At 72.0% G+C, this 21863-nt stretch carries 18 protein-coding genes and 1 pseudogene; 6 read left to right on the top strand and 13 right to left on the bottom strand.

All coding sequences use genetic code 11. The features are described from left to right. Positions 1-63 precede the first annotated feature (63 nt). On the top strand, positions 64-1101 hold the full coding sequence (locus tag ACYVOM_RS38700; protein WP_460308597.1) for a saccharopine dehydrogenase family protein: 1038 nt from the start codon (positions 64-66) through the stop codon (positions 1099-1101). A 59-nt stretch (positions 1102-1160) separates the two neighbouring features. Here ACYVOM_RS38700 and araB read toward each other — a convergent pair whose 3' ends face one another. The 11 genes and pseudogenes from araB to ACYVOM_RS38645 form a co-directional block, all read right to left on the bottom strand. Next, a complete protein-coding gene (gene araB, locus ACYVOM_RS38695) occupies positions 1161-2804 on the bottom strand; it encodes a ribulokinase (RefSeq protein ID WP_460308596.1) in 1644 nt (547 codons plus the stop codon). A 73-nt stretch (positions 2805-2877) separates the two neighbouring features. After that, positions 2878-4374 carry an L-arabinose isomerase gene (gene araA / locus ACYVOM_RS38690; RefSeq protein WP_460308595.1) on the bottom strand — a complete coding sequence of 499 codons (1497 nt, stop codon included), beginning with the start codon at positions 4372-4374 and terminating at the stop codon, positions 2878-2880. A gap of 26 nt (positions 4375-4400) precedes the next feature. After that, positions 4401-5063, bottom strand: coding sequence for an L-ribulose-5-phosphate 4-epimerase (locus ACYVOM_RS38685; RefSeq protein ID WP_460308594.1), 663 nt, complete (start codon positions 5061-5063; stop codon positions 4401-4403). A gap of 81 nt (positions 5064-5144) precedes the next feature. After that, positions 5145-6002 (bottom strand): carbohydrate ABC transporter permease, encoded by an 858-nt coding sequence (locus tag ACYVOM_RS38680; RefSeq protein ID WP_460308593.1) that lies wholly within the window; start codon positions 6000-6002, stop codon positions 5145-5147. Then, a complete protein-coding gene (locus ACYVOM_RS38675) occupies positions 5999-6967 on the bottom strand; it encodes a carbohydrate ABC transporter permease (RefSeq protein ID WP_460308592.1) in 969 nt (322 codons plus the stop codon). Before ACYVOM_RS38675 ends, ACYVOM_RS38680 begins: the two co-directional genes overlap by 4 nt. A gap of 70 nt (positions 6968-7037) precedes the next feature. Next, the gene (locus ACYVOM_RS38670; protein WP_460308591.1) at positions 7038-8351 is read right to left on the bottom strand and encodes an ABC transporter substrate-binding protein; all 1314 of its coding nucleotides are present in this window, start codon (positions 8349-8351) and stop codon (positions 7038-7040) included. 64 nt (positions 8352-8415) lie between these two features. Next, a complete protein-coding gene (locus ACYVOM_RS38665) occupies positions 8416-10539 on the bottom strand; it encodes a glycoside hydrolase family 36 protein (protein ID WP_460308907.1) in 2124 nt (707 codons plus the stop codon). Positions 10540-10725: 186 nt separating this feature from the next. Further along, positions 10726-11709, bottom strand: a complete 984-nt coding sequence (locus tag ACYVOM_RS38660; protein WP_460308590.1) for a LacI family DNA-binding transcriptional regulator — start codon at positions 11707-11709, stop codon at positions 10726-10728. 242 nt (positions 11710-11951) lie between these two features. After that, a complete protein-coding gene (locus tag ACYVOM_RS38655) occupies positions 11952-12251 on the bottom strand; it encodes a helix-turn-helix domain-containing protein (protein ID WP_460308589.1) in 300 nt (99 codons plus the stop codon). A gap of 176 nt (positions 12252-12427) precedes the next feature. Further along, positions 12428-12568 (bottom strand): hypothetical protein, encoded by a 141-nt coding sequence (locus tag ACYVOM_RS38650; protein ID WP_460308906.1) that lies wholly within the window; start codon positions 12566-12568, stop codon positions 12428-12430. A 73-nt stretch (positions 12569-12641) separates the two neighbouring features. Continuing rightward, positions 12642-13001, bottom strand: a pseudogene (locus tag ACYVOM_RS38645) (hypothetical protein); the annotation flags it as partial. Between the two features lie 805 nt (positions 13002-13806). Between ACYVOM_RS38645 and ACYVOM_RS38640 the strand changes: the two are divergent. After that, the gene (locus tag ACYVOM_RS38640) at positions 13807-14520 is read left to right on the top strand and encodes a GntR family transcriptional regulator (RefSeq protein WP_460308588.1); all 714 of its coding nucleotides are present in this window, start codon (positions 13807-13809) and stop codon (positions 14518-14520) included. Positions 14521-14568: 48 nt separating this feature from the next. Here the strand turns inward: ACYVOM_RS38640 and ACYVOM_RS38635 are convergent, their stop codons facing one another. Next, on the bottom strand, positions 14569-15429 hold the full coding sequence (locus ACYVOM_RS38635) for a helix-turn-helix transcriptional regulator (RefSeq protein WP_460308587.1): 861 nt from the start codon (positions 15427-15429) through the stop codon (positions 14569-14571). A gap of 86 nt (positions 15430-15515) precedes the next feature. Here ACYVOM_RS38635 and ACYVOM_RS38630 point away from each other — a divergent pair, with 86 nt between their 5' ends. Continuing rightward, positions 15516-16295, top strand: coding sequence for an SDR family NAD(P)-dependent oxidoreductase (locus ACYVOM_RS38630; RefSeq protein WP_460308586.1), 780 nt, complete (start codon positions 15516-15518; stop codon positions 16293-16295). 248 nt (positions 16296-16543) lie between these two features. Here ACYVOM_RS38630 and ACYVOM_RS38625 read toward each other — a convergent pair whose 3' ends face one another. Next, a complete protein-coding gene (locus tag ACYVOM_RS38625; RefSeq protein WP_460308905.1) occupies positions 16544-18070 on the bottom strand; it encodes a class I adenylate-forming enzyme family protein in 1527 nt (508 codons plus the stop codon). Positions 18071-18250: 180 nt separating this feature from the next. Between ACYVOM_RS38625 and ACYVOM_RS38620 the strand changes: the two genes are divergently transcribed. The 3 genes from ACYVOM_RS38620 (at position 18251) to ACYVOM_RS38610 (ending at position 21857) form a co-directional block, all read left to right on the top strand. Next, positions 18251-19414 carry a metallophosphoesterase gene (locus ACYVOM_RS38620; protein WP_460308585.1) on the top strand — a complete coding sequence of 388 codons (1164 nt, stop codon included), beginning with the start codon at positions 18251-18253 and terminating at the stop codon, positions 19412-19414. Between the two features lie 77 nt (positions 19415-19491). Beyond that, positions 19492-19995, top strand: a complete 504-nt coding sequence (locus tag ACYVOM_RS38615; protein ID WP_460308584.1) for a hypothetical protein — start codon at positions 19492-19494, stop codon at positions 19993-19995. A gap of 1130 nt (positions 19996-21125) precedes the next feature. Beyond that, positions 21126-21857 carry an SIR2 family NAD-dependent protein deacylase gene (locus tag ACYVOM_RS38610; protein WP_460308583.1) on the top strand — a complete coding sequence of 244 codons (732 nt, stop codon included), beginning with the start codon at positions 21126-21128 and terminating at the stop codon, positions 21855-21857. The last annotated feature ends 6 nt before the right edge of the window (positions 21858-21863 follow it).

Below are 21863 nucleotides of genomic sequence, written 5' to 3'. Positions count from 1 at the left end.
GCCACTCGTCGTCCGCGTCCTTCCCGGCCAGAGTGAGCACAGCGGAGAACCGAAGGAGCGGACATGGGATTCAAGGTCGCGGTGTACGGCGCCTACGGGCACACGGGACGCTTCGTGGTGGCGGAGCTGCAAGCGCGCGGGTTCGTCCCGGTGCTCTCCGGACGGGACGCCGGCAAACTGGCGGAACTGGCGCAGGAGTCGGGCCTGGAGGCCCGCACGGCTTCGGTCGCCGACCTTGCCTCCCTCGACCGCGCCCTGTCCGGCGCGGCCGCCGTCATCAACTGCGCGGGCCCCTTCGCCACGACGGCGGCCCCGGTGATCGAGGCCGCGCTGCGCGCCGGAATCCCCTACCTGGACGTGGCCGCCGAGATCGAGGCCAACGCCGACACCTTCGCCCACTTCGCCGACCGGGCCCGCGCCGCCGGCGCGGTCATCGTCCCCGCGATGGCCTTCTACGGCGGCCTCGGCGACCTCCTGGCCACCGCCGCCATGGGCGACTGGACGGCTGCGGACGAGGCCCACATCGCCTACGGCCTGAGCGGCTGGCACCCCACCGAGGGAACCCGCGCCGCGGGCGCGGTCTCCCGCGAGCGCCGCGCCGGCCGACGCGTCCGCTACACGCACGGCCGCCTGGAATACCGCGACGACGCCGCCCCGAGGCTGGACTGGCCTTTCCCCGACCCGGTGGGCCCCCGCCCCGTCATCGCCGAGTTCTCCATGGCCGACGTCGTCACCGTCCCCAGCCACCTGGCGATCCCCGAGGTCAGCACCTACATGACCGTCGAGGCGGCCGGAGAACTCGCCTCCCCCGACACCCCCGCGCCTGCCCCGTCCGACGGCTCCGGCCGCTCCGCCCAGACCTTCCTCGTGGACGTGAGGGTGCGCTCCGGATCCGCCGAACGCCGCGCCATCGCCAAAGGCCGCGACATCTACGCCGTCACCGCCCCCCTCGCCGCCGAGGCGCTCGACCGCATCCTCACCGGCCGCACGAGAACGACCGGCGTCGCCTCCGCGGGAGAGATCTTCGACGCCCCCGACTTCCTCCGCGCCCTGTCCCCCCACGTCACCGTCGAACTGCCCGCACCCGCGGCGACGCCCTGACCTGCCGTGAACACGCCGCGGCCCGGCGCCGCGGAAGCGGGGCCGGGGTCGAGCGGTGGTCAGGCGGGGAAGGCCTGGGCGCGGAGGGCGCGGAGGCGGTGCATGACGGCGCCGTCGGCGAAGGTGTCGTGGAGGGTGAGGTAGAGGGCGTAGAGGGCGTCGTAGGCGGTGGCGCGCTCCGAGTCGGGGGTGTAGACGGCCTGGTCGCGGTGGCCCATGGCGGCCGAGGCCGTGGTGATGTCGGGGTACTGTCCCGCGGCGACGGCGGCGTGGATAGCGGAGCCGAGGGCGGGGCCCTGGGTGGAGCCGATGACGGACAGGGGGCGGCCGAGGATGTCGGCGTAGGTCTGCATGAGGAAGGTGTTCTTCACCAGGCCGCCGGCGATGATGAACTCCTGCACCGGGACGCCGGACCTCTCGAAGGTCTCGACGATGTGCCGGGCACCGAAGGCGGTGGCCTCGATGAGGGCGCGGTAGACGTCCTCGGGCTTGGTGGCCAGGGTCTGGCCGACGATGAGGCCGGACAGGGTGTGGTCGACGAGGGTGGAGCGGTTGCCGTTGTGCCAGTCGAGGGCGACGAGCCCGTGCTGGCCGACCTGCTGGGCTGCGGCGAGCGCCGTCAGGTGCTCGTGGAGGCTGATGCCGGCTTCTTCGGCCGCCGTCGCGTAGGAGGCGGGGACCTGGTTGTCGATGTACCAGGCGAAGATGTCGCCCACGCCGGACTGGCCCGCTTCGTAGCCGTACAGGCCGGGCACGATGCCGTCGGCGACGACGCCGCACATGCCGGGGACTTCGGCGAGCCTGTCGGAGGGCATGATGTGGCAGGTCGAGGTGCCCATGATGGCGACCATCTGGCCGGGGCGCACCGCGTCGGCGGCGGCAGCGGTGACGTGGGCGTCCACGTTCCCGACGGCGACGGCGATGCCCTCCGGCAGCCCCGTCCACACGGCGGCCTCCGCGCTGAGGCGGCCCGCGAGGCCGCCGAGCGGGGACAGCTCGTGGGCGAGCTTGTCGGGGAACGACGCGAAGCCCGGGTTCAGCGCGGAAAGGAACTCCGCGGACGGGTATCCGTCCTGGTAGATGCCCTTGTATCCGGCGGTGCAGACGTTGCGGGTCTCGACGCCGGTGAGCCGCCAGATGATCCAGTCGGCGGCCTCGATCCAGCGGTCGGCGCGCGCGTACAGCTCTGGGTCCTCCTCCAGGAGCTGGAGGCCCTTGGCGAACTGCCACTCCGAGGAGATCTTGCCGCCGTAGCGCGGCAGCCACGCCTCGCCGCGTTCGGCGGCCAGGGCGTTGATGCGGTCGGCGTGCTCCTGCGCGGCGTGGTGCTTCCACAGCTTCGGCCACGCGTGCGGCCGCGACGGGAACAGATCGGACAGCGGCGTGCCGTCCTCGGTCGTCGGCAGCACCGTGCAGGCGGTGAAGTCCGTGCCGACGCCGACGATGTCGGCGGGGTCGACGCCGGAGGCGGCGACGGCCTCGGGCACGGCGGTGCGCAGCACCTCGATCCAGTCGGCGGGCGACTGCAGCGCCCAGTCCGGGCCGAGCGGGGTGCCGTCGGGCAGGGCGCGGTCGATGACGGCGTGCGAGTAATCGTGGACGGCCGAGGCGATCTCGGCCCCGTCGGAGACGCGGACGACGACGGCCCGGCCGGACAGGGTGCCGTAGTCGACGCCGACGGTGTAGCGGGGTGCGGTGCTCATTTTCGGTGCTCTCCTGGGACCCCGGGGCGCGCGCTCGGGCACTGAGCACGCCCCCGGGGAGTCATCAGACGGGTCAGAAGCCCTGGGCCAGGCGGTAGTACGCCTGGTTCCAGCGGATCTCCTGCGCGAAGCGGCGCGGGGTGGTGTCGGCGCCGATGGTGAGCAGCTCCACGCCGAGCATCTCGGACATGTCGTAGAGCGTCTCGGCGTCCAGCGCGCGGGTCAGGACGGTGTGGTGCGGACCGCCCGCGGTCAGCCACGCCTCGGTGGAGGTCCGCAGGTTCGGCAGCGGCTTCCACACGGCGCGCGCCACCGGCAGCGCCGGAAGCGGCTCCGGCGGGGTCACGACCTCGATCTCGTTCGCGACGAGCCGGAACCGGTCCCCCATGTCGGCCATGCCTATCACCACGGCGGGGCCGGGGTCGGCGTCGAACACCAGCCGGACCGGGTCCTCACGGCCGCCGATGCCGAGCGCGTGGATCTCCAGCGACGGCTTCCCGGACGCGATCGTCGGGCAGACCTCCAACATGTGCGCACCCAGGATCAGCTCCGAGCCGGGCACCAGGTTGTAGGTGTAGTCCTCCATGAAGGAGGTGCCTCCGGGCAGGCCCGCGGCGGCGGTCTTGAGGGTGCGCAGCAGGGTCGCGGTCTTCCAGTCCCCTTCACCGCCGAACCCGTAGCCGTCGGCCATGAGCCGCTGGACGGCGAGGCCGGGGAGCTGCCGGAGCCCGCCCAGGTCCTCGAAGTTGCTCGTGAACGCCCCGAAGTCACCGGCTTCGAGGAAGGTCCGCAGGCCGAGTTCGATCCGCGCGCCGTAGCGCAGCGACTCGTGCCGCTCGCCGCCCGCCCGCAGTTCGGGCACGACGTCGTAGGTGTCCTCGTACTCCTTGACGAGATCGGTGATCTCCGCGTCCGCGATCGCGTCGACGACGTCGACCAGGTCGTTGACGCCGTAGGTGTTGACCGAGACGCCCAGCTTGAGCTGTGCCTCGACCTTGTCGCCTTCGGTCACGGCCACGTCGCGCATGTTGTCGCCGAAGCGCGCCAGCCGCAGCGTCCGCAACTCCGCCACGCCGAGAGCGGCCCGCGCCCACGACTCGACCCGCGCCGCCACGACCGGGTCGGACACATGGCCCGCGACGGTCTTGCGCGGCACGTTCAGTCTGGCCTGCACGAATCCGAACTCGCGGTCGCCGTGCGCGGCCTGGTTCAGGTTCATGAAGTCCATGTCGATGGTGCCCCAGGGCAGTTCGACGTTGGCCTGCGTGTGCAGGTGCAGGAACGGCTTCGCCAGCGCGTCCAGGCCGGAGATCCACATCTTCGCCGGGGAGAAGGTGTGCATCCAGGCGATGAGGCCGGCGCACGAGTCGTCGGCGTTGGCCTCCAGGAAGACCCGGCGGATCGCGGCGGCGTCGGTGAGGACGGGCAGCCACTTGAGCCTGACGGGCAGGGCCTCGCCGAGCTTCGCGGCGATCTCCTTGGACTGGTCGGCGACCTGGCGGAGGGTGTCCTCCCCGTACAGGCCCTGGCTCCCGGTGAGGAACCAGATCTCGCGGGTCGTCTCAGCCATGGCGGCCTCCTTGATGTTCGGGGCCGTCACTGGCCGTAGACGTTCTGGTAGCGGTCGTAGAGGGAGTCGACGTCGTCCTGCGGCAGCGGCAGCGGGGCGCCGAGCTGGCGGGAGATGTGCACGGTCCGGGCGACGTCCTCGCACATCACCGCCGCCTTGACGGCCGAGCGGGCCGAGCCGCCGATGGTGAACACGCCGTGGTTGCGCATGAGGACGGCCGGGCTGCGGTGCCCGTCGAGGGTCTCCACGATGCCCTTGCCGATCTCGTCGCCGCCGATCAGCGCGAACGGGCCGACGGGGATCTCGCCGCCGAACTCGTCCGCCATCGCCGTCAGCACGCAGGGGATCGCCTCGTTGCGGGCCGCCCAGGCCGTCGCGTAGGTCGAGTGCGTGTGGACGACGCCGCCGACGTCGGCGCGGTGCCGGTAGACGTAGGCGTGCGCGAACACGTCGGAGGACGGCTTGAGCGCGCCGGGGTCGACCGCCTTGCCGTACATGTCGCACAGCACCATGGACTCCGGGGTCAGCTCCTCGTAGGCCAGCCCGCTGGGCTTGATGAGGAAGTGCCCGTCGTCCACGCGCGCCGACACGTTGCCCGCGGTCCACACGACGAGGCCGGAGTCGATGAGGGCCTGGTGCAGGTCGGCCAGCTCGCGGCGGACGTCGGACAGTACGGCAGGGCTCGTCACCTTGCTCACCTTCTTGTTAGCGCTAACATTCGGCGGCCCCGCAGGGCCGGGTGAAGAAGGGCGCCGGAAGCGCCCTTCCGGCTACTTCACGGCGCCGCTGGTGATGCCGGAGATGATCTTCCGCTGGGCCACGGCGAAGACCGCGACGAGCGGGAGGCTCATGAGGATCACGTAGGCGAAGATCAGATGCCAGTTGTTGAGGTAGAGGCCCGCGCTCGCCACCTGGAACAGGTTGAGCGGCAGGGTCTCCAGCCGTCCGCCGACGACGAAGAACGCGTAGAACACGTCGTTCCAGACATAGAGGCAGACGAGGATCGTGGCGGTCGCCAGCACGGGGCGCAGCAGCGGCAGCACCACCCTGAGGAACACCTTCACGGGCCCGGCGCCGTCGATCTGCGCCGCCTCCTCCAGGGACGCGGGGATCGTCCTGACGAACCCGGTCACGAAGAAGATCACCGTGGACAGGTAGATGCCCATGTACACGCCGATCATCCCGACCGCGCTGCCCGCGAGGCCCAGCTGGCGCAGCAGCAGCACGAGCGTGACGACGGCCGGCGGCAGCACGATCCCGCTGATCGCCAGCGCGTACAGCGCCGCGTTGAGCTTGGACGAGCGGCGCGCGAGGACCCACGCGGCCATCGAGCCGACGACCAGCACGCCGAACACCGAAGGGATCACCACGAGGAGGCTGCCGAAGAAGCCCGCCGGGATGTTGCCGTCCGTCCAGACCTGCTTGAGGTTGTCCCACAGCTGCCACTGCGACGGCATCGAGAGGTCCGGCTGGAGGGCCTCGCCGCGCGACTTGCCCGCCGTCGCGACGACGAGCCACAGCGGCACGCCGATCACCACGACCGTCAACACGACGGTGAAGAACGGCTGGATCCGGGTCCAGGCCTTGGAGTCGCTCAGCCCCTGGCGGACCGTGGAGGAGGCTTTCACAGGATCTGCTCCCTCTTGCGCAGCAGGGCGATGACGGGGAACGCCATGAGCGCCACGATGAGGAACAGCACGAGGCTCATGGTCGTGGCCTGGGCGAACAGGCCCTGGCCGAACGTCCGGTAGATGAAGATGTTGAGGATCTCCGTCGTCCGGGCGGGGCCGCCCTCGGTCGTCGCCTGGACGATGTCGAAGCCGTTCATCGAGCCGAGCAGCGACGTGGAGACGTTGAAGGTGACGGCCGGGGCGAGGAACGGGAAGCGGATCTTCCAGAACATCTTCCAGCGGGACGCGCCGTCGATCTTCCCGGCCTCCAGGACGTCCGACGGGATCGTCTTCAGGCCGGCCAGGTAGATGAGCATCGACAGGCCCATCCACTTCCAGGCGTGCACGACCGACACGGTGACGATCGTCCAGTTCGGGTCGGCGAGCCAGGCGTAGTCGATGTCGTGGCGCAGCAGCGAGGTGAGCGCGGCATTGAGGCTTCCGTCGGGCTTGAGCAGCGCCTGGAAGATGTAGCCGACGGCCAGGGCCGACATCATCACGGGGATGAGGAAGAACACCCGGGCGGTCCGGTTGACCTTGGTGTCGCGCTCCAGCAGGACCGCGAGGAGGAAGCCGAACAGATTCTGGAAGATCGCGACAAGGACCGCGTAGACGAGCGTGATCCGCAGCGCGCGGAACAGGGTCCCGTTGGACGCGAGGTTCTCGAAGTTGGCCGTGCCGACCGCGTTGATCTCAGCTTTGAAGCTCGACCAGTCGGTGAAGGCGTAGATGAAGTTGAAGACCGTCGGCAGGAAGAAGAACACGAACAGGATCGCGAACGCGGGCGCCAGGAACCACATCGGGTGCGTGCGCTTCACGACGCGGTCGCGCGCCTTCTTCGGGGCCGCCTTCTTCGCGGCGCGGTGCGGCCGGGCGGGCTGCGCCGGCTCCGGCTCTGAGGCCGTTTCGATGATCGTCTGCATGGTGCGGCTCCTTGCCGGCCGGACGGCCCGGGGGTCCCGGGCCGTCCGGTAGCGGGGTCGGCGTCCCGGGCTAGAAGCCCGGGGCTCCGGCCGCCTGGGCGAGCTGGGCGAACTGGTCCTGTGTGGCCTCGGCGACCTGCTCCGGCGTCATCTGGCCGGTGATCATGTCCGCGAGGTTGATGTACAGGTCCGGGTTGGCGATCGCGAGGGCCTGCATGGACCCTGCCGCGTCGCCGAGGGAGGCGTGCACGTCGAGGAGGGCCCGCGGGACGCCCGCGGGGTTCTTGACGGCGGTCTCCAGGGAGACGGTCTGCTGGTCGGCGACGAAGTCGGCGTAGCCGGGGCCCATCCAGTAGGACATGAGCTGGCGGGCGGCCGACTCGCGGTCGGCGTCACCGGTCTTGAACGCGACGAGCGCGTTGGCCTGGTCCGGGATGTAGGTGCCGGTGTTGCCGTCCTGCGAGATCGGGAAGAAGCCGATCTTCTTGTTCAGCTCCTTGGTGTCGGCGAGCGACTGGAGCTGGCTGAAGAAGGTGTTCGTCTGGACGACCATGGCCGCGTCGCCGTTCAGCAGGGCCTCGCCCTGGTCGGCGAAGGTCGCGGTCTTGATGTCCTTGTTGAACAGGCCCTCGTCGATCAGCGACTTGTAGTTCTTGATCGCGTCGAGGATGGGGGCGTCGGTGAACTTGGTCTCGCCCGCGTTCACCTTGTCCCACAGGCCCGCCTTGGCGGCCTCGGCGAGCTGGACCTGGATCCACCACTGGGTGCCCCAGCGGTCGGCGGCCATCTCGTGGAACGGCGTGACGCCCTTGCCCTTGATCTCGCGGGCGGTGTCGGCCATGTCCGCGAAGTTCTTCGGGGTGGCCTTGATCCCGGCCTTCGCGAAGACTTCCTTGTTGTAGTAGACGCCCTGCACGGCCGGGCTCGACACGAGCGCGGCGTAGCGGGTGCCGTCGAGGAGGCCCGCGAGGTCCTTGAGCTCCGGCGTGAGCTTCGACAGCCAGGGCGCGTCGTCGAGCGGCTGGAGGTTGTTCTTGGCGTTGATCGCGGTCAGCATGGACGCGGTCGGCTGCCAGAAGGCCAGGTCCGGCTTGTCACCGGTCGCGACCTTGGTCTGGACGCCCTGCTCGTAGGGGTCCGGGATGGTGACGATCTCGACCTCGGCGCCGGTGGCGGCCTCGAAGCCTTCGACGACCTTCTCGGGGACCGTGCTGCTGCTCTGGGCGGCCCAGATCGTCAGCTTCTCGCCGTCCAGCTTGGCGGTGGGGTCCGCCCAGGTGACGGCCGCGGCGTCGTCGGACGAGGTGCTCGCGCCCGGGTCGCTGCAGGCCGCCGCGCCGAGGGCCAGCGAGGCCGCTGCGGCAATGACCTTCCACTTTTTCATCGGTGATCTCTTTCTCGGGTGGGGGAGATCCGGTCCACGGCGCGGAACAGACAAAGGTAACTGCTCACTGTGTGCGCTCGGCGACAGATCGGATTCGGAGGAAGCGTGCGGTACAGGGGGCCTCGACGGGGTCGGAGACCGACAGGAGGCCGGTTCCCGCGTCGAAGGACGTCTCGTAGGCGGTCAGGTCGCGGGGGTACAGGGTGTCCAAGACCACATCGCGGCCCGCGAGGTGCGGGAAGGACAGCTCGACGGAGGCGTCGCCGCCCCGGTGCCAGAGGGCCAGGTAGGTGGTGTCCCCGGCGACGAGGGCGACGGCCGTCCACGGGTCGGACCAGCCGGGCAGGCCCAGCGGCCAGACCGGGACGGACCCGGCCAGCTCGGCGCGGACGTCCTTGTGGACGGCGACGGCCTCGCGGACGGAGGCGAGCTGCGCGTCCGTCATCCGGGCCAGGTGGCCGGACAGGTACATGCGGCCGGGCATGCCCGTGACGAGGCAGAACGCTGCCTCCTCGGGCGTCATTTCCGGCTGCGGGTAGGCCCAGTTGCCGGCCTGCTCGGGCAGCACCGACAGCGGCGCCGAGGCGGCGATCGGCGGGTACAGGGTGAAGTTCTGCTGGTCGGTCGTCGACTGGAGCTGCAGCCGGGACAGCAGCGCGTAGTCCATGCGCATCGCGCCTGAGCCGCAGTTCTCCAGGACCAGGTCCGGGTGGCGGTCCAGGACGCCGTCGAGCCAGGCCAGGTGCGCCCGGTTGTGCTCCAGCAGGCCCGCGCCGACGCTGTCGGCGGCGAGGTCGGTGCCCGCGCCCGGGTCGATGTTGTAGTCGAGCTTGAAGAAGCCGACCCCGTACCGCTCGACCAGGCGGTCGACGGTCGCGTCGAGGTGCGCGACCGCGGCCGGGTGGCGCAGGTCAAGGTGGTAGCGGCCGTGCTCGACGACCCGGACGCCGTCCCGCTGGAGGAAGGCCTCGGCGGGCAGCGTGCCGGCCAGCGGGCTGCGGACGCCGATCACCTCGGGCTCCAGCCACAGGCCAGGCCGCATGCCGCGCTCGCGGATGTGCGCGACGACCTTCTCCAGGCCGCCGGGGAACCGGGTGGTCGACTCCTCCCAGGCGCCGACGCCGTCCCACCAGTCGCCGGTGTCGTCGTACCAGCCGGCGTCGATGCAGAAGATCTCCGCGCCCGCCTCGGCCGCGGCGTCGATCAGCGGGAGCAGCTTCTCGGTCGTCGGGTCGCCCATGAGGGTGTTCATGTAGTCGTTGAAGACCAGGGCGAGGGCCGCGGTGTCGGGGTGCGGGCGGCGGATCGCGCGGCGGTGCGCGCTGAGCGCGGCGACCGCCCCGTCGAAGCCCGCGGCGGAGGTGGCGAGGGAGACCGGCACCGTCGTGAAGGACCCGCCCGGGGCGAGGCGCTGCGACCACTGGTGGTCGATGTCGTTCGGGCCGGTGAAGGCGGCGTAGGCGCCGTCGAGGCGCTCGGCGACCTCCCAGCGCCAGGCGCCGTTGTGCTCGACCTGCCACACCCAGGCCTGCCCGGACGCCGGGTCGAGGAGCGCGCCGGTCGGCAGCGCGCCGCCGGTGGACCAGGCGCCGGTGCTGATCGCGGCGAACCTGCCGCGGCCGTGCTGGGGGCCGTGCGCGGGCAGGTCGAGTTCGACGGCGGGGCCCTCGCGCAGCGCGGTCCTGGTGAAACGGCCCTCGCCGAGCCACTCGCCCTCGCCGCGCACCACTTCCAGGCCCGCCACGGACAGCCCGTGGAAGCCCGCCGCGAAGGACGTGACGCCCAGCAGCAGGACCGGCTCGGCGCCCTCGTTCACGATCTCGGTCCGGGCCTGGACCGCGGCGACGCCGTCGGCGGAGCGGAGGTGGACGCGGGCGGCGAGGCCGGTGACGGCGTCACGCAGGTCGATCCGGAGGGTGTGCCAGACGCCGTCGCGGCCCGCCTCGGAGCCGGTGAAGGCGAGGCGGCGGCCGATCGTCGTCTCGGAGAAGCGGCCGGAGACGTGGCCCCTGCCCTGCCCGGGGGTGAGGATCTCCACGAGCGGCTGCGCGGTCGCCGCGGTCTGGGCGAGCGGGGCGTCGGCGGGGGCCGCGGCGATCGCGCGCACGCTCACCGGGGCGCCCTGGGCGGTGTCGACCACGAGGGTCAGCGCGGCATGCCCCCACACCAGGCGCTGCGCGGCGTCCACTGCGTTCAAGTCCAGCTCCTCAAGATCACTCGGGGTGGCGGTCGGCGGCGTGGGGGGTCGTCGTCGTCCCGCATCTGGTCATGTGACCGGTCACATCTTGGAGTGTGAACGGTCACATGGCTACATGGGAAGTGTTCTTTGCCGTTCCGTTACATGAAAGTAACTTCAGGTCCGGTGGGGAGTAACCTACTGCCGACCGGGGGGTGCTGTGGACTCGCGGAGCACCAGATGCGGCACCGGGAGCGTCGCGGAAGGGCCCGCAAGCCCGTCCATCTCGGCCGCGAGAGCCGCCAGGCAGGCCCTGCCGAGAGCCGCGAAATCGATCCGGACCGTGGTGAGCGCGGGCGTCCAGTAGGCCGAACCGGGAACGTCGTCGAAACCCACGACGCTCACGTCGCCGGGCACGTCGCGGCCCGCGTCGTAGAGGGCGCGCCGGACGGCCAGGGCGGTGTCGTCGTTGCCGCACAGGATCGCCGTGACCTCGGCATCCCCTGCGAGAGTCCGCCCCGCCTCGTAGGCCGACCGCGTGTCCCACCCGGCGGGAACCACTTCCGGCACGGGCGCCCCCGCCTCGTCGAGCGCCTGCCGCCACCCGGCCTCGCGGCCCCGCGTCCCCGACTCCGACGGGATCGCCACGTGGTGCACCGTCCGATGCCCCAGCCCGAGCAGATGCCGTGTCGCGTCCGCCGCCGCGGGCCCTTCGTCGAGGCAGATCACGGTCCGCTCGCTCTCCACCACCGCCCCCGGCTCGACGGCCGCCACGGCCGGCACGTCCGCCGGCAGGAGCCTCAACGCCGCCATCCCCTCCGCGTCGAACGCCACCACGACCACTCCCCCGGCCGTCGGATCACTCGCGTACTCGACGGCCTGCCGAACGTCGGCCTGCCGCCCCGACTCGATCACCCGCACCCCCACCGAGAACCCCTGCTCCCGAGCCTCCCCCTCGATCCCCTGCAACACCGACGCATACCCATAAAGCGTCGTATTCGACGTCACCACGGTCACCGCCCGAGCCCGCCCCAGCCCCAGCGCCCGAGCCGCCCGACTGGGCCGGTACCCCAACCGCCCCATCGCCTCGACGACCCGAGCCCTCGTCTCCGCACTGACCCGAGGCGACTCATTCAGCACCCGAGAGACCGTCTGATACGAAACCCCCGCAGCCGCCGCCACATCCCTGATACTCGCCACCACACCCCTCACTCCCCCGCGGCCCGCCCGCACCCAACCGCGCGCACCTCGTCCAACGCCCCGAAACCTTACCCCCGCGGCGATTCTCCCCTGCCACAGAGCTCGCACGGCCCCGCGCCCCTCCGGTTGGACGACGCCGAAACCCTCTCAACGATCTTGGCCTGGGGCCGACCTCCGACGACGAGAGAACCCGGTGCCGCGGTCGCCGCACCCGCGGACTCGGCTCAGCCCGCCTTGCGGAGGGGCTGGAACTGGATGCTCAGATGCACTTCGAGGGCTTCGGCGAGGCGCTCCAGCATGGGGACCGTCGGCATGGTGCCGCCCGCTTCGAACCGCGCGACCGCCGACTGCTTGAGTCCCGCGCGTTCGGCGAGCACCGTCTGGGTGAGGCCTAGTTCCTCACGGCGACGGCGCACGGCCGAGCCCAGTTCGAAACGGAGGCGAGCCGCCTCATAGGCGGCTCCGGCACCGGGACGGCTCATGATCTCGGCCCGCTTGTCCGCCCAGGCCCTGCGCTCGCTCATGCAGACCACTCCTCGTCCACCGGGTGCGCCTGGGCGATGCATCGCTCCATGGCCCGCACCGCCCGTTCGATCTCGGCCCTCTCACGCATGCGCTGGAGGAGGGGAGGTGGGCGGCGGCGCAGACGATCGTCAGCGCCGCACCTGTTCGCCCGGCGGCCTTGCCGAGGGCGGAAGGCTCAGAGCAAGTCGAAGTATTCACGTTGTTCCCAGTCTGAGACTTCTGACAGGTATCGGGAGAACTCTGCTCTCTTGAGGTGGACGTACCAGTCGATGATGTTGTCGCCGAGGGCCTTGCGGAAGGTCGCCGAGGCGGCCAGGGCGTCGATGGCGTGGCCCAGGGTGCCGGGCAGGCGGACGGCCTCGTCGGCGCAGGGGGGGCTCGGTGGGCGGGCCCGGTGAGGTGGCGCGGTCCAGGCCGTCCAGGCCGCTCACGAGCTGGTAGGCGATGTACAGGTACGGGTTCGCGGCGGGTTCGCCCGAGCGGTTCTCCAGGTGCGCGTTCGGGTCGCCGGCCATGCCGACGACGCGGACCATCGCGCCCTTGTTGTCCAGGCCCCAGAGGATCCGGTCGGGGGCGAGGGAGAACGGCTGGTAGCGCTTGTAGCCGTTGACGGTCGGGGTGGTGAACACGGCGGCCGTCGCGTGCCCCAGGAGGCCGCCGAGGTAGTGCAGCCCGTCGTCTGACAGGACGCGGGAGGGGTCGGTGGAGGCGCCGGGACGCCCCGGCCGGCCGACGCTCGCGGGGTCCATGCCGTCGGCGGCGCGGGCGAACACGTGGAACTCCAGCTCGGGGCCGACGGTGAGGGCGAGGTCGCGGTCGGCGAGCGCGGCGAGACAGCGCCGCGGGATGCCGCGTGCAGTACGGGACCGCGCCGCCGTCGGGTAGCGCAGGTCGGCGAGGAGCAGGCCGGTCCACTCCGACCAGGGCAGCACCCGGAACGTCGCGGGGTCGGGCACGAGGACGTCGCCCACACTGGCGATCCCAAATATCGCACTATGGATCTAAGGATGGCAAGTTTGGATCCAATTTTCCGAAACCCGTAACAAGTACGCCATATGACGCCATCCCATATCCCGTGAGTACGGACAGTGGGTCGAATTCAGGCTTTGAGCGGCGTTTCCGGACCACGAGGGCCGTTAACACTGCCGTCACCTGCGTGAACATCCCTGCACCCGAGCGCAGGAAGCGTCCCGCACCACACCGGCGACCACCGCCACGGGCAGGCGTGGATCGCCCGTCCTGCCCTTGGATGGACCCCAAAGCCTCACGGCGCGACGGAACAGAGCCGGAAGCGCCCAGGCCCCGGCCGATCCGCGCCCCGCACGTCACAGCCGGGGAAGATCGAGAAGTTCCGCATCCCGAACTCGCGATCGAGGATCCACGAACCGGGCATTCGGCACGGATCGATGCCGCGGTCCCCGCCGGACCGGACGACGTGCCGGGAGACCGCTTGCTATCATCGGTCCCAGAACCGATCTATTGGATCCATGCGACTCGCGCCGAGCCCGTCATCGCGGCGCGGGCGCGGGCCGCCCTCCGAAAGGTCCCAGCACCGTGGACTCCGACGCGACCTCCCTGGGCCGCAGCGCCCTGGTGGACGAGACCGCCGCCGCCATCCGCGCCCGCATCATGTCGGGCGAGATCCCGATCGGCGCGCAGCTCCGCCAGGCCGAACTCGCGGCGCGGCTCGGCATCAGCCGCACCCCCATCCGCGAGGCGCTGCGCCAGCTCCAGGCCGGCGGCCTCATCGAGGTGCTGCCCCGGCGGGGCGCGGTCGTGCGCGTGCCGTCGCCGTGGGAGGTGCGCGAGGCCTACGAGGTCCGCGCCGAACTCGAGGGCCTCGCCGCCGAACGCGCCGTCCGCCGCGTCACCCGCACCCTGCTGGACGAGCTGCGCGCCACCAACGAGGTGCTCCGCACGAGCGAACGGCCCGCCACGCCCCCGGCGCCCGGCGAGCCGATGTCGCCGACCACGCTCGCCAACGACCGCTTCCACGCCCTGATCCACGAGATCGCCGGCAACGACCGCCTCACCCGCACCATCCGCGAGATCAACGAGGCCTTCCCCCGCAACGTCTCGGCCAACGTCCTGCAGGACGACCCGCGCCACCAGACCGACAACCTCCACGAGCACGAGCGCATCGTCGCCGCCCTCGAATCGGAGGACCCGAAGCTGGCCCGCCGCGAGATGCGCGACCACGTCCTGGCCGCCGGCGAGCAGCTCGCCCGCTGGTACGAGCGCCGCACCGCCACGGTCTTCCGCGGCTGACCCGCCCGGGTCCGGCCGCTTCGGCACCGGGCGCGGCGGGAGCCCGCCTCACCCCCGGCCCAGGGCCTCGCGGACGCCCTGGGCGCCGAGAACGCCCAGGAGGGCCAGCGCCTCGGCGTCGGAGGAACCCGGCGGGGCGGTGTACAGGACGAGGTGCTGGTCCTGGCCGGAGAGGGCGAGGGCATCGCAGTCGACGGTGATCGGCCCGACGACCGGGTGCTCGAACGTCTTGGTCAGCATGTGCGACTCCTGGACGTCGTGCCGCTCCCAGAGCCGGGCGAAGGTGCGGCTGCCCTCGCGGAGTTCGTCGACGAGCCCGGTGACGTCGGGGTCGGACGGGTAGCGGGCGAGGGCGGCGCGCAGCCGCATGACGACGTGGTGGCGGAACTCGGCGCCGTCGGAGACCCCGTACGGCGCCGTGCCGGGATCGGACGGCGTGCGGAACGCCTTGCGGGCGAGGTTGCGGTCGCGCGGGGCGAGCGCGCCGAAGTCCTCCATGAGGGCCGCCGCGAGATCGTTCCAGGCGAGCACCTCGAACACGGCGGACGTGACGAAGCCCGCCGTCTGCGGCAGCCGGTCCAGCAGCGCGCGGATGCTCGGGCGGACGTCGCGCCGGTGCAGCCCGGTCCGGGCCGGGGCGGTGCCCGCCAGGACGTGCAGGTGATCGGACTCGGCGTCGGTGAGCCGCAGCGCGTCCGCGATCCCGGCGAGCACCTCGCCGGACGGGCGGGGCGCCCTGCCCTGCTCCAGCCGGACGTAGTACTCGGTCGAGATGTGCGCGAGGACCGCGACCTCCTCGCGGCGCAGTCCCGGGGTTCTGCGGCGGGGGCCCGAGGGCAGGCCCACGTCCTCCGGCCGGAGCCGCTCGCGACGGGTCCGGAGGAAAGCGCCGAGTTCCTGTCTGTCCATGGCCCCAGTCTGCCCGCCGAGCGGCCGCGGATCCTGGTACCGCCTGTGCCTGCCTCCGGATCCGGCCGGCGGCGAGGCTTGCGGGCATGACGAACACCGCAACCACAACCCTCGGCCTGCTCACGGGCAAGGTCGTCTTCATCACCGGCGCCAGCCGCGGCATCGGCGCGGCCGCGGCCCGTCTCTTCGCCCGCGAGGGCGCAGCCGTCGTCCTCGCCGCCCGCGGCGCCGACGCGTTGGAGGCGGTCGCCGCCGAGATCCGCGCCGACGGCGGAACCGCCGACGCCGTCGCCCTCGACCTCGCCGACCCGGCGAGCGTCCGCGCGGCGGTCGACCGTGTCGAGGCCCTGCACGGAAGGCTCGACGGGGCCTTCAACAACGGCGCCGCCATCCAGCCGCCCGGCCCCCTGGACACCACGGTCGAAGCCGACCTCGACGAGCAGTACGCCGTCAACTTCCGCGGCCATTGGACGGCGATGACGGCCGAGGCCGCGCTCATGCGCCGGAGCGGCGGCGGCGCGATCGTCAACACCTCCAGCATCGGCAGCCGCCGCGCCAACCCCGCCCTGCCCGCCTACGGCGCGATGAAGCGCGCGCTCAACAGCATCACCGAGACCGCCGCGGTCACCTGGGCCGCCCACGGGATCCGCGTGAACGGCATCACCCCCGGCGGCACCGCGACCGCGATGATCGACGCCTGGGAGGCCGCCACCCCGGGCATCGTCGCGAAGCTCGGCTCCGCGATCCCGCTCGGCCGCATGGCCGAGCCCCGTGAGGTCGCCGAGGCCGCGGCCTGGCTCCTCAGCGACCGGGCCTCCATGGTCACCGGGGCCATCCTCCCCGTGGACGGCGGCGCCGGCGCCTGACCCGGCGCCCGCCCGGGATGAGGCGGCGGTCCTCGCGGGCCGCCGCCTCAGGGCGTGGCGCTACGCCGACCGCAGCAGGTGGGACGGGTCCAGGAACTCCAGATCGGGGCGCGGCACGGACCGGACGAGGTCGGCCAGGGCCTCTCCGATGGCGGGTCCGAACTTGGGGCCGTGGCCGGAGCAGGCGGCGGCATGCCCCGCCAGCGCGCGTCGGCGTGGGCGCGGGCCGCGCGTCGACCGACCGTCCGTCAGTCGAACCGGGCCTGGAGATCGGCCTTGCGGACCTTGCCCGTCGCGTTGCGCGGCAGCTCGGCCACCGCCTCCACCCGCTCCGGCCACAGCCGCGCCGGGACGTCCCCGGCTTTCAGGAAGGCCGTCAGCTCCGGCAGGCTGGGCGGCTGGCCGCCCGGCACGGGGACCACGACCGCGCAGGCCAGCTCGCCCCGCGCCGGGTCGGGCAGCGCGACGACCGCGGCCTCCGCGATCTCCGGATGGGCCGCGACGGCCTGCTCGACGGCCAGCGCGCTGATGTTCTCGCCCTTGCGGATGATGATGTCCTTCAGCCGCCCGGTGATCGTCACGAAGCCCTCGGCGTCGAGCACGGCGAGGTCGCCGGTGCGCAGGTAGCCGTCGGCGTCGAAGGCCGCGGCGTCCAAGGCGGGATCGGCGTAGCCGCGCATCACCTGCGGGCCCTTCGCGCGCAACTCGCCCTCCTGCCCCGGTCCGAGCACGCGCCCGGCGGGGTCCACGACGCGCAGGTCGACGCCCCGCGTGGCGCGGCCCTCGGTGCGGGCGAGGGCTCCGTCGGGGTCGTCCGGGCCGCCCATCGCGAGGACCGGCGCCTCGGTCATCCCGTAACCCGACAGCACCCCTGCGCCGCCGAGCAGCTCCTTCACCTCGGCGTGCAGCGCCGGCGGCTTGGGCGCGGCCCCTGCCGTCATCGCGCGGACCTGCGGGAACAGCCGCCCGGTCCGCCGCCGGGCCAGGGCGAGGTAGGACTGGATGAACACGGTGCCCGATCCCGCGAGCGTGACGCCCTCTCGCCGCTGGTGTTCGGTGCTGCGCTCGGGCTCGAAGGACGCGTCGAGGATCAGGGTGCAGCCGGACAGTAGGCAGGCGCCGAGCCACGTGCCGCAGCCGCCGATGTGCGCGACGGGGAAGACCAGGCCGACCCGGTCCGCCTCGGTGCAGGCGATCCGCTCCCCCATCGCGCGGGACGAGGCCAGCACCGAGGCGTCGGTGTGCCGGGCGCCCTTGGGGTCGGCGGTCGTCCCCGAGGTGTAGAAAACCCAGCGCACGGGGTCTCCGTCGGCGGGCGCGGGCGGCGCTTCGAGCGGCTCGGCCTCGGGCAGGCCGCCGTCGAGGATCACCGTCTCCAGTCCGGGCAGGCCGTCGGCGGCCTCCCACGCCTCGCGGGCCAGGTCGCGGCCTCCGGCCGTCGCCGCCGACACCAGGAGCCGCGCGCCGGTCTGGGCGAGGGCGAAGCGGAGCTCGCGCGCGCCGAGCACGGGCATCACCGGGTTCTGCACGGCCCCGACGCGGGCCAGCGCCGCCGTCAGGACGAGTGCCTCGACGGTCGTCGGCAGCCGCCAGGTCACGGGGGTTCCTGCGTGGACGCCCCGTTCCGCGAGCCATCCGGCGGTCCGTTCAGCGGCATCCCGGAACACCCCGAAACTCAGCGCCCTGCCGTGTTCGTCCACCAGCATCTCCGCGAACGGGCTCGCTTCCGCTCGCGCCGCCACCAAACCCCACAAACCACCAGAAAACTCAATCATCGGCATGATCGTGAGCATAGATTTCACTGTGGGGCGAATAAAGAGATCGCGGGCATCGGGCACGGGCCCGCGCACTGCCTGCACACTGTCCGAGCGGGGACAGCCCTGTGCGGCCGGGAACAGAGCGCGACGGGCGATCGTTGCCGCAAGCGGAAGATCCGGTGGGAAGAGGGTGGCGGTATGGCGGTGGACTCTGCGGCACGGCGGCCTTCGGCGCTGCGCCCGTTGCTCATAGGCGGCGCGCTGGTGACGGTGCTCGGCCTGCTGTTCGGGGTGCCCTGGTGGACCCTCGTGGCCGCGCCCGGCTGGAGCGGGCCCGTCTTCGCGGCGGGCTCCGCGCTGTTCGGCGCCGCGGCCGTCGCCGCCCCCTTCCTCATGTTCGCGGGCCGCCGCGAGAACGGAGACCGGCTTTCGGTGGCCGGGAGCGTGCTGCTCGGCTCGGCCTGGGTGCTGTTCAGCCAGTCCGTCATCGCCGTCGCCGTCCGGCTCGGGCTTGAGGCCGCGGGCGTGCAGAGCGCGGCGCGGATCACCGCGGCCTGGGTCGCCGCGGTCTCGGCGGGCCTGCTCCTGTGGGGCTACCGCGAGGCGATGCGGGTGCCACGCGTGAAGAAGGTCGACGTCGTCCTGCCCCGGCTCGGCGCGGGCCTGGACGGCACGCGGCTCGTCCTGCTCACCGACACCCACTACGGCCCGACGAACCGGGCGGCGTGGTCGGCGAAGGTCACCGAGGCCGTCAACGCCCTCGAACCCGACATCGTGGCGCACACCGGGGACATCGCCGACGGCACCGTCGCGCAGCGCCGCGACCAGGCCGCGCCGCTCGCCGACATCCGGGCCGGGCTCGCCCGCGTCTACGTCACCGGCAACCACGAGTACTACGGCGACCCGCTCGGCTGGGTCGCACACCTCGCCGCGCTCGGCTGGCAGCCCCTGCGCAACGACCACCTCGTGGTCGAGCGCGGCGGCGACCGCCTCGTCCTCGCCGGGATCGACGACTTCACCGCCCATCACTCCGGCCACCCGGGCCACCGCGCCGACCTCACCGCGGCCCTGTCCGACGCCGACCCCGACCTGCCCGTCGTCCTGCTCGCGCACCAGCCCAAGCAGGTCGCCCAGGCCGAGGCCGCGGGCGTCGACCTCCAGCTGTCCGGCCACACCCACGGCGGGCAGATCTGGCCGTTCCACCACCTGGTGCGCATCGACCAGCCCGAGGTCGCGGGCCTGTCCCGGCGCACCGGCCGCACCCAGATCTACACGAGCCGCGGCACCGGCTTCTGGGGCCCGCCCTTCCGGATCTTCGCCCCCAGCGAGATCACCCTCCTCACCCTCCGCGCCGCCGGGTGAACCCGCGCACATGAGGCGGTAAAAGCGGCGGAAAGCCAGCATCGCCCCGAGCAGCGGCCTCACTACCCTGTGCGGTTATGCGTTCTCTCTACGCGCTCGCCGCCGTCGCGCTGCTCGTCCTGCCCGCCACCGCCGCCTCGGCGGGGCCCGCCACCTCGGGGATGTCCGTCCCGATGAAGGCGGTCGAGGCGGAGGGCAAGGCGCTGGACGTCCTGCTCCTCTACTCGTGCGAACCGAAGGGCGAGACCGCGATCCTGACCGTCTCGTTCGGGCAGCCCAAGAGCCCGCTGGGCGAGATCGAGGACACCGCGCCCGCCGGACGGCTGCGCGAGAAGGTCGAGTGCGGCACGCTGCGCCGCCACTCCGTCCGGGTCCCGGTCAAGCGCAACGGGCCGCTCGTCGCGGGCGAGATGACCACGATCACCACCGAGCTGCACAGCACCGAGGGCGTCAAGCTGCACAGCACGGCCAGCACCAAGAAGGTCGCGGCCGGCAAGAAGAAGCGGGGCGGCACCCTCGGCAAGAAGAACCCGCTGGGCAGTCCCCTCAGCGGGCTGTTCGGCAGCCTCGTGCCCCGCTGATCCGGCGTTTTCCGGGCCCCGGCCGCGTGGGGGCCCGGAAACCGTTCCTTAACAGTGTCCAGGAGTGTCTGATCCTGTCTCCTGGTGCTGCGCGTATCCCGAACGGTGTCGGATGCGCTGGTCTCCGTTGGATGCGCTGGTCTCCCGCGTTCACTCTCATCCCCGTCCGGCGAGGTGCATCATGTGCATGCTCCGTGACGGGTGGGCGGGTTTCCGCACGCCCCGTGCACCTGGTCCGGCCTGGACGGTCCGATGCCCGTACCGATCGCTCTGGTCGATAGGGGGCGGTGCCGTCCGTCGCCGGATCGGGTGTCTAAGGGCGCGTCTGCCGATCGCGATGCTTGCGGCATCGTGACGGGACATTTTTCGCTTACTGCTGGTGAGGGGTCTGCGCCAGTGCTGGTCGCCCCGCATCGAGGTGTACGCCGGGTCCACCGCCACGATCGCCAGGCCGTGTTCGGTGGCCATGGACACGAGCCGGGCTTTGAGCTTTCCGGTCGGCATCGATGAATGCGGTAGGCGACCGCCCGGTGGGCTTCGATGCGGTCGCGCCATTCCGCGCCCCGGTGCGCGAACGCCATCGTGCAGGAAAGGACATACCGGGCGATGTTGCAGGACCGCCCTGATCGGCCTGGGCAAGCGATGCGACAGGGTCGCGATACCGGCTTCGAAGGACCGGATGTGCGCGGTCTGGCACGCGCCGCGACAGCGCCCACTGGTCGTGGCTGGCTTTGGTGATGCTCCCTGCCCAGCGGGAGGATGAGACGGCGGGGAGCGCCTGTTTGCGGGCCGCCCATCTGCCCGCATCGTGTCCCAGCCCGTCGGCGCACCGGGCTTTTAAGGTCCAGGGACGCCAACCGGCCGAGGTGCTCGCCGACCAGGCGCAGCACCCGCTCGTGCGCCGCCTCCACCACGAACGGCGCCACGACCGACCGCAGCGGCCTTCTCCCGCCACCCCACCCGACGCCGCCGGCAAGCCCGGTCCTTTCAGGAGACACGATCCCGATCACCACAGAAACTTACCCACAGCACTCATGCGACCAGAGAACACTCATGAACACTGAGAGACACTCAACCGGCAACAGTCCCGCCTTTTGCCCTGGGGCGGTGCTGCCCTTATCTTGCACGCCATGGAGGACTATTCCTGGGCCAAGGGCGTGCAGCGGATCACCGCGTTCACCGGAGCCGGAATCTCGACGGACTCGGGCGTGCCCGACTACCGGGGACCGCAGGGCCTGTGGACGCAGGACCCGACCGCGGCCGACATCTTCACCTACGACCGCTTCCTCGCCGACGGCGCCGTGCGCCGCCGCTTCTGGGAGGTGTTCTCCGGCCGCCAGGGCGAGGTGCTGCCCAACGTCGCGCACCGCGCGCTGGCCGACCTCGAGGCCTCGGGCAAGGCCGTGCGGATCGTCACCCAGAACGTCGACGGCCTCCACCAGAAGGCCGGCTCCTCCCCGCGCAAGGTCGTGGAGCTTCACGGCTCCCTGACCACCGCGTCCTGCCTGGACTGCGGCGCGCGGACCACCGCCGAAGCCGCCCTCGCCCAACTCCCCGCCGAACCCCTGTGCGGGTGCGGCGGCCCGCTCAAGCCGTCGATCATCATGTTCGGCGAGTTCCTCGACTCCCAGGTGCTGAGCGAGGCGCGCCGGATCGCCGCGGCGTCCGAGCTGTTCCTGGTGATCGGCACGACCCTCCAGGTCGAGCCCGCCGCCTCCCTGTGCGGCCTGGCCGCCGACCTCGGGGCCCGGGTCGTCATCGTCAACCGCGACCCCACCCCGTACGACGACCGGGCCACCGCCGTCATCCGCACGCCCATCGGCGAGGCGATCCCGGCGATCTGCGCCGCCCTCATGTCCTGACGGTCC

It is taken from the genome of Actinocorallia aurea (assembly GCF_054783995.1).
This window is presented reverse-complemented; position numbering and strand designations above follow the sequence as displayed.